We start from the raw sequence: 12,300 nt of genomic DNA, 5'->3' as shown, positions 1-12,300 counted from the left end.
GAACGAAGCAGTTAGCGGACTGCTTTCGCCATCCGTTTTTCGAGGCCGCTTCCAAGGTGCGACAGCGGCCAGCAAATGATGAAATAGATCAGGCCGACGATCCCGAAGACGAGGAGCGGCCGATAGGTCTGGTTCGAGATAATCTGACCAGCTCGGGTCAGCTCGATGAAGCCCACGATCGCGGCGAGCGACGTCCCTTTGATGAGCTGGACAAGGAAGCCGATGGTCGCAGGCATGGAGATTTTCAGGGCCTGCGGAAGGATCACGTCCTTCATCCGCGATACGTAGTGCAGGCCGAGTGCATTTGCTGCTTCGTTCTGACCTTTCGGAACGGCTTCGATAGAGCCGCGCCAGATCTCGCCGAGGAAGGCACTCGCATGAAGAGTGAAGGCGATAGCCACCGCGATCCAGGCATTGACATCAATACCGAGCAGCGCCACGCCGTAGTACACGACGAAAAGCTGCATCAGGAGCGGCGTGCCCTGGAACAGTGCGATGTAGCCCGAAGTCGCGACGCGCACAGTTCGGTTCCTTGAAGTGCGCGCCAGGGCGATCAATATCCCGAACAGGCCCCCACCTACAAAGCCGATGATCGCTAGCAGTACGGTCCATTTCAGACCCTGCAAGATGAATAGAAATTCGTTTTCGCCGATGGGACCCATAAAGTCCCTCCTATCGCGTTGGGTAGTTGAAGTGGTGGCGGGAGATCAGGGCGAACATACCCATCATCAGGGTCGAAATGACGAGGTAGATGGCGGTTACGGTGAAGTAGACCTCGAAGCTGCGGAACGTATCGGATTCGATTCTCTGCGCCGCCGATGTCAGCTCGTAGGCTGCGATCGAGGTGCAGACGGAGGTCGTGAGGGTCAGCATCACGAACTGACTTGTGAGCGACGGATAGATTGCCCGGAGAGCCGGCTCCAGCACGATCAACCGGAAGACGTCGCCCTTATGGAGGCCAAGCGCGAACCCTGCCTCGATCTGACCTTTGCTGACGCTCTCGACGCCGCCGCGGATGATCTCGATCGCATAGGCACCGCCGTTGATGCCCAGCGCGATGATCGCGGTGACGGTCGGGTTCAGACGTATCCCCATCAAGGGGAGCGCGAAGTAGATGAAGAAAATCTGCACGAGGAAAGGCGTGTTCCGGACGACTTCGACGAACCCGATGACGGGAGCTCGAACGAGCGGAATCTTGGACGTTCTGGCGGCAACGCCAAGAATGCCGATTAAAAGCGCGAGGAGCATTCCCGCGAGCGCCAGCCCTATCGTGCCGAGCGAACCCCAAAGCAACTCCGGGGCGCGGTCAAAGACCGCACCAAAATCGAACGTATAACCCATGGATGATTTTCCTCCTTCCGGTGCGGATTATTTGCACCCGCGCCGGACTATCGATTCGGTCCGACCATTCTTTCCGCGCAGTTGAAAAGATGTTTAAGGTGGGTCTCCGGCGCGATGGATCCGACCAGCGGCACCTCCACCGAGATGGAAGCGGCGGTGCCGACCACAGCAACCAAATCCCTCAGCGGCAGCTCCCCCTCGCCCGGAGGCAGTCGGCCGCTTCTTGCCTCCGCGATCATTTCCTCCTGCTTTGTCGGCGCTGGGCCGGCTACATCGCATAGTTGAACATGTTTCACTTTGTCGAGGTTGGCCCGCAAGTCTGCCAAGGCCGCGCCGTTCCTGAAGAAATGGATGCCATCGACGAGAACGCCGGCATTCTCCATCCTCGCCCCTGTCACGAGGTCGATGCTATCCTCAAAGGCTTTGACCACCCGCCAGCCCATGTTTTCGATGTCGACCGCCAAGCCGTACCGTTCCGCGAGGACGCAGAAATCCGAAAAGTTCGATAACAGTCTGGCATGATCGGGATCGTCGCCACAGACGCTGAGCCGTCGCGCTCCAACGTTCGCCGCCGCCGCCAGGGTCGCCTCCACCGACGACGCGTCGAAAGAGGGATCGATGACGAAGAACTCGATATCGAAGACCTCTACTTCTTCACCGGCAAGCACAGACTTCAACTCTCCGGCGGCCGCGCTACCGACAGGCAGTTCATAGTACGGCGCACCGGGAAAGGCCGGATGGAGCCGGAGGCCGATCCTGGAGAAACCTGCGCGTCCGGCAATCTTCGCGAACTCCGCGGGGGGCAGCATTATAGACGAGAAGTGCGCGATGCCGATCGGGAGCGCCGATTTTGGTCTTGAGGCGGCCATCATACGACACCTTTCGCCGCAAGATGATTTCGAAGATTGGTTCCGGTGCGGTGGATGTGCTGTCGCAGCTTCTCGCAGGCATATTCAACGTCGCGTGCCACGGCGCCCTGCGCAATCTCGCTGTGTTCCTGACCTACATTGCGGTCCCCGGATGTGCGGACAAGGAAGGCGCGACGGTATCGGTCGTTCAGATTTAGCAGGAGATTGCAGAAGTGAAGAAGCAGGGGCTTGCCACAGCCCGAGATCAAGGTGAGGTGGAATTCGCGGTGCAGCGCTTCCCAATATTCCAGCGTTTCGGGACGGGCGGCATCGCGCTCGGTACGGTTCAGACGATGGAGCGCACGCATGATGTTGCCCTCCCACTCGACATCGCCGACGCGAATGGATTCGCGTAGCGCGAAGACCTCGAGCTCCTCCCGGAGGGTCGTAACTTCTTCGAGATTGGCAAGCGAAATCGGGGCGACGCGATAGCCTCGATTGTCCTGAAACTCAACCAAGCCGTCGGAAATGAGTCGGGCCAGGCCTTCGCGCAACGGACTCAGGCTGACGTTGAACGTCTTTCGCGCCTTGTCGAGATTGATCTTGCTGCCCGCCTCCAGTTCCCCGGAAATGATCGCCTCTCGAAGACGCGATGCGAGCTGGCTGCCGATGGTATTTTTTCCATTGTCGGCGAAAGCAGCAGACGGCGCGCCTTCTTCTGCCAGTGCGCCAAGGGCGGCGTCGTCGCTCGAGTCCATCTCTCCTCCCGGACAATCAAACTTTCGATGATCGATATAATAAACGATTATTGGTGTCAACTTGCCCATGCAAAAAAGCAGCTCATTTTCCAGCAAACACATCACATCAAACCACTTTACTCTTTATTTTTAACAATTTAACTACCATCCAACAGATGCATAAGCAAAACACAGCGCTTGAGATACACTCAGTCAGCTTGACAAATAATCGATTATTTTGATACTGGGCGCCATGAGGAGGTGGCAGCATGCCAATCAGAACTGAGAGCGAGTTGACGCCTGCCGTCCTCGCCGTGATGAACCGCACCAGGGATCCTAGGCTGCGTGAAATACTCGTCGCAATGGTGAAGCATCTCCACGCGTTCGTACGAGAGGTCAGGCTTTCGGAAGCTGAATTCCGCGAGGCCACGGCGGTCCTCAACGAAATAGGCCAACTGCAGACCGACAGTCACAACGAGTTCGTGCTGATGGCAGGTTCGCTCGGCGTCTCTTCGCTCGTCTGCCTGCTCAATAACGGGGACAGGGGGCAGACGGAGACGTCGCAATCGCTGCTCGGACCATTCTGGCGGCTTAACTCGCCGCGTGTCGAGAACGGCGGAACCATCATCAGGTCCGAGACGCCAGGCACGCCCTTGTTCGTCCATGCGAAGGTGGTCGATCGGGACGGCAAGCCTATAGCAGGCGCCGAGGTCGACGTGTGGCATGCGTCGCCTGTCGGTCTTTACGAAAACCAGGATCCCGATCAGGCAGAAATGAATCTCCGTGGGAAGCTCACCACGAACGAAGAAGGCCGCTTCTGGTTCAGAACGGTCAAGATGGTTGGTTATCCGATCCCGGTCGACGGGGTCGTGGGTCGCCTGCTCAAGGCGCAAGGCCGTCACCCCTATCGCCCCGCCCATCTGCACGCTCTCATCTTTAAGCGCGGGTACAAGACACTCATCTCCCAGGTCTTCGACCCGAGCGATCCGAATATCGACTCCGACGTGCAGTTTGGCGTGACCGCGGCGTTGACGGGCAACTTCGTCCGGCATGAACAACCGCACCCGTCCGACGCAGACGTCGCAGGACCGTGGTTCTCGCTTGACTACACCTATGTCATGGAGCCCGGCGAAGCCGTCTTGCCGCGCCCTCCGATCAAATAACGAACCAGCAGAGCCAAATCATGATCACGGAAAAGGAACGCCAGGAGGCAGCCGACGCGCTGCTGAGGGCCGAAGTCGAACGCAAGCCAATCATCCAGCCAAGCAAGACATACCCGAACCTGGAACTCGAAGACGCCTACATCATACAAGCGCTCTGGGCGCAGGCGCGGATTGCGAAAGGTGCACGGATCGTCGGCCACAAGATCGGACTGACGTCGCGGGCAATGCAGATGGCCTCGAAGATGACGGAGCCCGATTACGGCGTCATTCTCGACGACGCTCTCTTCAATGATGGCGCGCAGATCAAAGCGGATCTGTTCATCAAGCCTCGTCTCGAAGTCGAACTCGCATTCGTAATGAGCGAGGATCTTGAAGGCCCAGGCACCCGTATCTATGACGTCATGAGGGCGACCGAATTTGTCGTTCCCGCTCTCGAAATCATCGACTATCGAACCGAAGTGCCAAGAGCGATCACCGACACGATCGCCGACAACGCGGCCTTCGGAGCGATCGTCGTGGGTGGTCGTATCGTTCGGCCCATGGATGTCGATATCCGCTGGGTCGGCGCGACGCTTTCGAAAAATGGCATCATCGAGGAGTCGGGCGTTTCCGCAGCCATCATGGGGCATCCAGCCGCCGGGATCGCATGGCTCGTGAACAAGCTCCATGCTGTCGGAGGCGGCTTGAAGAAGGGCCAGATCGTTCTTGCCGGTTCGTTCACCCGCCCCGTGGATATCGCCAAGGGCGATGTCATCCAGGCTGATTACGGGCCGGTCGGCTCCATCGGCGTTTCGTTCGTGTGAGGTGGCGATGGAACTCCCCGTCAATCACTTTAAGCGGAAGCTTATGGCTGGGCAAAGCCAGATCGGTCTATGGTGCGGCCTTCCGGGAAGCTACGCAGCCGAAATCGTGGCGCCGGCGGGCTTCGACTGGTTGCTGTTCGACACCGAGCACTCTCCCAGCGACGTCCTCACCGTCCTGCCCCAATTGCAGGCGGTGGCACCCTACAGCGTTTCTCCCGTCGTACGCCCTGCCTTCAACGACCCTGTGCTGATCAAGCGGTTCCTGGACATCGGCGTGCAGACACTGCTCGTTCCTTATGTGCAGAATGAAGAGGAGGCGATGGCCGCCGTAGCAGCCATAAGGTATCCGCCGCGCGGGATTCGCGGTGTCTCCGCCTTGACGCGGGCCACACGCTTCGGGCGCGTTTCGAACTACGCACAGATGGCGGAGCAGGAGATATGCCTGCTTCTTCAAATCGAGACCAGGGAAGCGCTCGATCATCTCGAGTCCATCGCCGCTGTCGAAGGAGTGGACGGCATCTTCATCGGCCCGGCTGATCTCGCGGCGAGCTTTGGCCATCCCGGTCAACCGGGCCACCCTGAAGTGGTTGTGGCGATCGAGGACGCGATACGGCGCTTGAAGGCGCTTGGAAAGCCGACGGGCATACTCACCCCCGACGAGAAGTTCGCGGCCCGCTGCGTTTCGCTGGGGACGCTGTTTACCGCAGTCGGTGTAGATGTCGCCCTACTCGCAAGAGGGTCCGAAGCGCTCGCGGCCAGGTTCGCATCTTAGGGAGTTCGAAGATGTCGACGCGCAAGCAGATTTTGGCTGAGATAGCGCCTACCGGCGCTATCAGGGCCGCCATCAATATGTCAAATGCGGCGTTGGTCCGATGGGATGATAAGGCGGGCGCGTTGGTCGGGCCCAGCGCTCAGATAGCCCACAAGATTGCCGAACAATTGGATTGCGGCCTCTCTCTAATCCAATATGGCTCGGCTGCCGACATACTTGCCAATGCCGACGGCGACGAATGGGACATCGCTTTCATTGCCTCGGATCCATCAAGAGTCGACCGCTTCTCCTTCTCACCTCCATACATCTCCGTCGAAGCGACCTATCTGGTGCCAGACAGTTCATCCTTCCAGAGTGTCCAGGATGTTGACGTCGAAGGAGTCCAGATCGCCTCTGCAAGGAGTGCAGCCTATACGAAGCAGCTCGAACGAATCCTTCAAAGAGCTTCAGTCTCCCACACTGATAGCCCTGCAACGGCCATCAATCTGCTTGTCGAGTCGCGGTGCACTGCGGCTGCTGGACTGACCGAATATCTGATCCAAACTTCGGAAAGAATATCAGGCTTCCGGCTCGTGGAAGGAACATTCTCCCAAATCCCCCAGACGATCGCCGTGCATAAAAGATTCGTTCATGCCTCAGCCTTTTTCGCAGATTTCGTACGCGATCTTACATTGTGCCCTTAGCCAGCAAGACAGAGCGGAATATCAAAAAGGCCGCGGATGACGCGGCCTTTTCCAATTCAGTGGCAAGATCTCACTTCTTGCGCGGAACCTTGGGGACCGTGCTTCCCTTCTTTGGGGCGTCGCGAACTTCTGGCTCTGCCTGCGGCACCGTCTTGGCGCGGGTCTTGCGGGCCGTCTTCGTCTTCAGTTCGCCGTCGCCCTCGTCATCGGCTTCAGGATGCACAACCTCGGCTTCCGGCTTCGGCTTGATCGGCGCTGTATCCGGTACGGCTTCCAGCACGATGCCGGGCTTGCCGTCTTCCTTCGGACCGACGGTGACGTTGACGACACCGCCCTTCTTCAGCTTGCCGAAGAGGATTTCGTTGGCAAGCGGCTTCTTGATGGTGTCCTGGATGACGCGGGCAAGCGGGCGGGCGCCCATCTTCTCGTCGTAACCCTTTTCCGCCAGCCAAGCGATTGCGTCCTCATGCAGGTCGAAGGTGACGTTCCGTTCGGAAAGCTGGGCCTCCAGCTGCATGATGAACTTCTGCACGACTTTGTGAATGACAGCCGTCGGCAGCGCCGCGAAGGGAATGATCGCGTCGAGACGGTTGCGGAACTCCGGCGTGAACAGACGGGTCAGCGCCTCTTCGTCCTCGCCGGTGCGCTTGGACGAGCCGAAGCCGATCGCGGCCTTGGCCATTTCGGACGCGCCCGCATTGGTCGTCATGATCAGGATGACGTTGCGGAAGTCGATCTTCTTGCCGTTATGGTCGGTCAGCGTGCCATGATCCATGACCTGGAGCAGGATGTTGTAAATATCAGGATGCGCCTTCTCGATTTCGTCAAGCAGGACGACGCAATGCGGATGCTGGTCGACGCCATCTGTGAGAAGACCGCCCTGATCGAAACCGACATAGCCGGGAGGTGCACCGAGCAGACGCGAGACCGTATGCCGCTCCATATATTCCGACATGTCGAAGCGCAGAAGCTCGACGCCGAGCGACGACGCCAGCTGCTTTGCCACCTCGGTCTTGCCCACACCGGTCGGACCAGAGAAAACATAGGAGCCGATCGGCTTGTTCGGCTCGCGCAGGCCGGCACGCGCCAGCTTGATCGAGGTCGAAAGAGCTTCGATGGCGATATCCTGGCCATAGACGACCGAGCGCAGTTCCTGCTCGAGATTGGCCAGCACCGCTTCGTCATCCTTGGAGACGGTTTTCGGCGGAATGCGCGCCATCGTGGCGATCGTTGCCTCGATTTCCTTTTCGGTGATCAGCTTGCGGCGCTTCGACGGCGGCAGCAGCATCTGGGCTGCGCCAGTTTCGTCGATCACGTCGATCGCCTTGTCCGGCAGCTTGCGGTCGGAAATGTAGCGGGCCGAGAGTTCGACGGCCGATTTGATCGCGTCGTTCGAATAACGCAGGTGATGATACTCTTCGAAATAGGGCTTCAAACCCTTCATGATCTCGATTGCATCGCTGATCGACGGCTCGCTGACGTCGATCTTCTGGAAACGACGCACCAGCGCCCGGTCCTTCTCGAAGAACTGGCGATACTCCTTGTAGGTCGTCGAACCGATGCAGCGGATCGCGCCGGATGACAGCGCCGGCTTCAAAAGGTTCGATGCATCCATCGCCCCGCCCGACGTGGCTCCGGCGCCGATCACCGTATGGATCTCGTCTATGAACAGCACAGCGCCCGGATATTCTTCCAGTTCCTTGACGACCTGCTTCAGGCGCTCCTCGAAATCGCCGCGGTAGCGCGTGCCGGCAAGCAGCGTGCCCATGTCGAGCGAGAAGATCGTCGCATCGGCGAGCGCCTCGGGAACCTTGCCTTCGACGATGCGCTTGGCAAGGCCTTCGGCGATCGCCGTCTTGCCGACGCCGGGATCACCGACATAGAGCGGATTGTTCTTCGAACGGCGGCACAGGATCTGGATGGTACGGCTCACCTCGGCATGACGGCCGATCAGCGGATCGATCTTGCCGCCCTTGGCCTTCTCGTTGAGATTGACGCAATAGGCCTTGAGCGCATCCTGCTGCTTCTTGGGCCCGCCCTCTTCCTCGCTGCCGCGTGCGGTAGGCTTGCTCTCGGCCTCCTCTTCGGCGCCGCGCGGAGGTCGAGCCTCAGAGGCGCCCGGCCGCTTGCCGATGCCGTGCGAGATGTAGTTGACGGCGTCGTAGCGGGTCATCTCCTGCTCCTGCAGGAAATAGGCGGCGTGGCTTTCGCGCTCGGCGAAAATCGCGACGAGCACATTGGCGCCGGTCACTTCCTCGCGGCCGGACGACTGCACATGGATGACAGCGCGCTGGATAACACGCTGGAAGCCGGAAGTCGGCTTCGAATCCTCGTCATATCCGGTGATCAGATTGGATAGTTCGTTATCGACATACTCGACGAGCGTCTTGCGCAGCGCGTCGAGATCGACATTGCAGGCACCCATGACCGCGGCCGCATCGGCATCGTCGATCAGGGCGAGCAGCAGATGCTCGAGCGTCGCATATTCGTGATGCCGCTCGTTGGCAAAGGTCAGTGCCTGATGGAGCGCCTTCTCTAAACTAGGCGAAAATGTTGGCACGTTCAGATCCTCACTTCTTTTCCATGACGCATTGCAGCGGATGCTGGTGCTGCCGGGCGAAGTCCATCACCTGGCTGACCTTCGTTTCCGCTACCTCGTATGTGAATATTCCGCATTCGCCGACGCCGTGATTGTGGACATGGAGCATGATGCGGGTGGCACTTTCACGATCCTTCTGAAAAAAACGCTCCAGAATATGAATGACGAATTCCATGGGTGTGTAGTCGTCATTCAAAAGCAGCACGCGATAGAGGTTGGGCTTCTTGGTCTTCGGCTTAGTGCGCGTGATGACCGAGGTTCCGCGATTTCCGTTGTCCCCGTTCCTTTCGCTATCGTTCTGCATCCGGATCGGCTTTGCGATCATTGTCATTCATTCCTCAATCAATCCGGCGGAGCATGGGAGGGTGCTTTTCCCACCGAATATCTGAAACACTAACTTAGTTCATAATAGGCCGATTTTAAGCCCCCTGTCAGACACTGCAATCAAGAAATGGCGGCATGCACGGGAAAGACTAAAAAAGTCCCCGGCCGATCCAAGCGGACGCTGTGGCGAAAGTGGAAACAAAAAAGACCGGCTACAGATGCGTAGCCGGCCCCGGTATTTCAATATGTCGCGCAGGTTGCGCCGTCGCAATTAACTCAAGCGGCGGCGGGCGTTGCCGGCTGCGACTGTCTGCCCGTCTTGGCGACGGCAGCGGCGATCGGAGCCTCGTAGGGCTTGTAGGCGGACTTGGCGAGATCGGCGTACATTTCGCCGAGCTTGGTGGCTTCGGAAACGAAGCTGTCATAGCTGGACTTGACGTAGCTCGTCTGCAGTTCGAACACGGCCTCGAAGCTCTTGGCGCCGGCCAGCGTTTCGAAATGCGTCACCGCATCCTGAAAGGACTTCTTCGAATATTCAGCAGCTTCGGCGGCGATTGCCTGAAAGCCCCTCGCCGTATCGGAATAGGTTCTCAGCGCCGTATCGACGGCTTCCTTGCTCTTCTTGTTTGCATCGTCAAAGTTGAACATGACCGTCCTCCGTTGGGCTGTGGGATGGCGGCAGGGTAGCTGCAACGCACAAATAGTCAAGTAGTCTTGTGCGATGCAAAACAACCCTAAGGTTGCATGACAATAATAAAACAAAGGGCGCGCGCCGGGGCACGTACGTCTTTAACTGATTTTGCTAATATATATCATATGGCTGCAACCGCAGATTTTAAAAAAAATTTTGCTTGAGACGCAAAAAACCAAAAAACCGGGCGGATTGCGCCGCCCGGTCCTCTTGAAACTCTCGAGCGCGATCAAAGATCGACGTCGAGGATCGCCATCGAAAAGTTGTAGGAGCGGTCGCCATCCTCGTCATCGATATAGACGACGCCCAGAAACTCTTCGCCGAGATAGACTTCCGCGGAATCATTCTTGCGCGGACGCGCCTTGACAATGATCTGCGGGTTGAACATGCGCTTGAAATAGGCGTCGAGCTTCTTGATTTCTTCAGGCTTCACTCTGTCATCTCCGTAAGCGGTCTTGATTGGCCGCTTCTTGCACAGGAAAAGCAGCGGTGTAAAGGCGGGGCTGCCGCTTGGCCAGTGGCTGTCCCCGCTCGGTTCCTGCCGGTTTTTCCTATCCTCTTTCCAACAGGCGCTCAGATATCGGCGCCGATCACCTGGTCCATGTTGCGCGACGGTTCGGAACAACCGGCCTCGCCGACGACCTTGGCCGGAACGCCGGCAACCGTCTTCTTCGGCGGCACGGCCTTGAGCACGACGGAGCCGGCGGCGACGCGCGAGCAGAAGCCGATCTCGATGTTGCCGAGGATCTTCGCGCCGGCGCCGATCATGACGCCACTGCCGATCTTCGGATGGCGGTCGGCGCCCTCCTTGCCGGTGCCGCCGAGCGTGACGCCATGGAGGATCGAGACGTTGTCGCCGACAACAGCCGTTTCGCCGATCACGAGGCCGGTGGCATGATCGAGGAAGATGCCCTTGCCGATACGGGCGGCCGGATTGATGTCGGTCTGGAAGACGCTGGAGGAGCGGCTTTGCAGATAAAGGGCGAAGTCACGCCTGCCGCGGTTCAGCAGCCAGTGGGCCAGACGATGCGTCTGCAGCGCATGGAAACCCTTGAAATAGAGCACCGCCTCCATGAAGCGCAGGCAAGCGGGATCGCGGTCATAGACCGCCTGGATATCGACACGTAGGATCGAGCTCCATTCCGGCCAGTCGGCGAGCATTTCCTCGAAGGTCTGGCGTAGGAGGATCGCCTGCATGTCGGGATGATCGAGGCGTTCGCAGATGCGGTGAATGACGCATTCCTCGAGCGAACGGTGATTGATCACCGTCGAATAGAGAAACGCGGCGAGAACCGGATCCGTTTCGGCAGCGGCGCGAGCTTCCTCGCGCAGGCTGTCCCAGATGGGGTCCATCACTTTCAGCGGATGGCCTGTCTCAAAAGCACGGATGTCTGTCTTGGCGACCATCGCCGCTCTCCTCGTTACCAACAGGAATGCCGTTTTCGCAATGCCAGTATATAGTGGAAAACGCCCATAACATAAATGGGTGCCGTCACCATGGTTTTTTAGGATGGTTTTTCGACATCACGATGATATCAGCCCTCGGCGACCCTTTCGTAGAAGGCCAGCACCGCCTGCTTGAACACCTTATCGCCGACGGCGAGCATGTGATCGCGGCCGGGAATATCGAGCGCCTCGGCCTCGGGCATCAGTGCCGCCAGTTGCTGCGGCGAACCGGCGATATCGTCCTTGGTGCCGACGCCGATCAGCGCCGGCATATCGAGTTTGGCCATATCCGAGCGGGCGACGAGATCGCGCGAGCCGCGAATGCAGGCCGCGAGCGCAGTGCGATCGCTCTTCGTCTGTTCGGCAAAGGCGCGGAACATCCGGCCACGCTCGTGCGTCACCGCATCCAGCGACGGCGCCAGCAGCGCGTCGGCGATCGGGTCCCAGTCGCCGACTCCGTCGGTCATGCCGATGCCGAGGCCGCCGAGCACCAGCGAGCGGACGCGATGCGGACTGGCGAGTGCGGCAAAGACGGAAATGCGCGCGCCCATCGAATACCCCATGAGATTGGCTTCGGCGATGCCGAGATGGTCGAGCAAGGCGATCGCATCGCCGGCCATCACCCATGGACGATAGGCTTCGGCATCATGCGGCTTGTCGCTCGCGCCATGGCCGCGATTGTCGATGGCGATCACCCGGTAGCCGGCATCGCCGAGCGTCTTCAGCCAGGCCGGATGCACCCAGTTGACGTTGGCGGTCGAGGCAAAGCCGTGAATCAACAGGACAGGCACACCGGAGGGATCGCCTTCGTCAAAAAATGCGAGCCGCAATCCGTCATGGGTGAAGCTTGAAAAAACTGGGGTGTTCAGGTTCATAGGGTCTTCCTTTTTGGC

At 58.9% G+C, this 12,300-nt stretch carries 14 protein-coding genes; 4 read left to right on the top strand and 10 right to left on the bottom strand.

Annotated features, from left to right (window positions below):
- Positions 1–11 precede the first annotated feature (11 nt).
- The 4 genes from J2J99_RS09950 to J2J99_RS09935 are packed head-to-tail and all read right to left on the bottom strand — an operon-like array spanning position 12 to position 2,947.
- Positions 12–662: an amino acid ABC transporter permease gene (locus J2J99_RS09950; protein WP_168294802.1), complete on the bottom strand. Its 651-nt coding sequence runs from the start codon at positions 660–662 to the stop codon at positions 12–14.
- Positions 663–672: 10 nt separating this feature from the next.
- Positions 673–1,341: an amino acid ABC transporter permease gene (locus tag J2J99_RS09945; RefSeq protein ID WP_168294803.1), complete on the bottom strand. Its 669-nt coding sequence runs from the start codon at positions 1,339–1,341 to the stop codon at positions 673–675.
- 47 nt (positions 1,342–1,388) lie between these two features.
- Positions 1,389–2,210: a sugar phosphate isomerase/epimerase family protein gene (locus J2J99_RS09940; protein ID WP_168294952.1), complete on the bottom strand. Its 822-nt coding sequence runs from the start codon at positions 2,208–2,210 to the stop codon at positions 1,389–1,391.
- Complete coding sequence (locus J2J99_RS09935; protein ID WP_168294953.1) at positions 2,210–2,947, bottom strand: GntR family transcriptional regulator; 738 nt, start codon at positions 2,945–2,947, stop codon at positions 2,210–2,212. Before J2J99_RS09935 ends, J2J99_RS09940 begins: the two co-directional genes overlap by 1 nt.
- A gap of 248 nt (positions 2,948–3,195) precedes the next feature.
- On the opposite strand from J2J99_RS09935, the gene J2J99_RS09930 reads away from it, so the two are divergent.
- The 4 genes from J2J99_RS09930 to J2J99_RS09915 are packed head-to-tail and all read left to right on the top strand — an operon-like array spanning position 3,196 to position 6,347.
- On the top strand, positions 3,196–4,089 hold the full coding sequence (locus J2J99_RS09930) for an intradiol ring-cleavage dioxygenase (protein WP_168294804.1): 894 nt from the start codon (positions 3,196–3,198) through the stop codon (positions 4,087–4,089).
- Positions 4,090–4,109: 20 nt separating this feature from the next.
- On the top strand, positions 4,110–4,892 hold the full coding sequence (hpaH, locus tag J2J99_RS09925; protein WP_168294805.1) for a 2-oxo-hept-4-ene-1,7-dioate hydratase: 783 nt from the start codon (positions 4,110–4,112) through the stop codon (positions 4,890–4,892).
- 7 nt (positions 4,893–4,899) lie between these two features.
- Positions 4,900–5,664: a 4-hydroxy-2-oxoheptanedioate aldolase gene (gene hpaI / locus J2J99_RS09920; protein ID WP_168294806.1), complete on the top strand. Its 765-nt coding sequence runs from the start codon at positions 4,900–4,902 to the stop codon at positions 5,662–5,664.
- Positions 5,665–5,675: 11 nt separating this feature from the next.
- Positions 5,676–6,347, top strand: coding sequence for a transporter substrate-binding domain-containing protein (locus tag J2J99_RS09915; RefSeq protein WP_168294807.1), 672 nt, complete (start codon positions 5,676–5,678; stop codon positions 6,345–6,347).
- A 70-nt stretch (positions 6,348–6,417) separates the two neighbouring features.
- On the opposite strand, the gene clpA is transcribed toward J2J99_RS09915, so the two are convergent.
- The 6 genes from clpA to J2J99_RS09885 form a co-directional block, all read right to left on the bottom strand.
- Positions 6,418–8,907, bottom strand: coding sequence for an ATP-dependent Clp protease ATP-binding subunit ClpA (gene clpA / locus J2J99_RS09910; protein ID WP_168294808.1), 2,490 nt, complete (start codon positions 8,905–8,907; stop codon positions 6,418–6,420).
- A 10-nt stretch (positions 8,908–8,917) separates the two neighbouring features.
- Positions 8,918–9,271, bottom strand: a complete 354-nt coding sequence (gene clpS, locus J2J99_RS09905) for an ATP-dependent Clp protease adapter ClpS (protein WP_008526939.1) — start codon at positions 9,269–9,271, stop codon at positions 8,918–8,920.
- 275 nt (positions 9,272–9,546) lie between these two features.
- Complete coding sequence (locus tag J2J99_RS09900; RefSeq protein WP_168294809.1) at positions 9,547–9,918, bottom strand: phasin family protein; 372 nt, start codon at positions 9,916–9,918, stop codon at positions 9,547–9,549.
- A 272-nt stretch (positions 9,919–10,190) separates the two neighbouring features.
- Positions 10,191–10,394, bottom strand: coding sequence for a DUF3126 family protein (locus J2J99_RS09895; RefSeq protein ID WP_010021897.1), 204 nt, complete (start codon positions 10,392–10,394; stop codon positions 10,191–10,193).
- A gap of 140 nt (positions 10,395–10,534) precedes the next feature.
- On the bottom strand, positions 10,535–11,368 hold the full coding sequence (cysE, locus tag J2J99_RS09890) for a serine O-acetyltransferase (protein ID WP_039619506.1): 834 nt from the start codon (positions 11,366–11,368) through the stop codon (positions 10,535–10,537).
- A 128-nt stretch (positions 11,369–11,496) separates the two neighbouring features.
- Complete coding sequence (locus J2J99_RS09885) at positions 11,497–12,282, bottom strand: alpha/beta fold hydrolase (protein WP_168294810.1); 786 nt, start codon at positions 12,280–12,282, stop codon at positions 11,497–11,499.
- Positions 12,283–12,300 lie beyond the last annotated feature (18 nt).

The sequence above is a fragment of the Rhizobium binae genome (genome assembly GCF_017357225.1).
GTDB classification, from domain to species: Bacteria; Pseudomonadota; Alphaproteobacteria; order Rhizobiales; family Rhizobiaceae; genus Rhizobium; species Rhizobium binae.
Note: the sequence above shows the minus strand (reverse complement) of the source record. Positions and strands in the feature narration are given on the sequence as shown.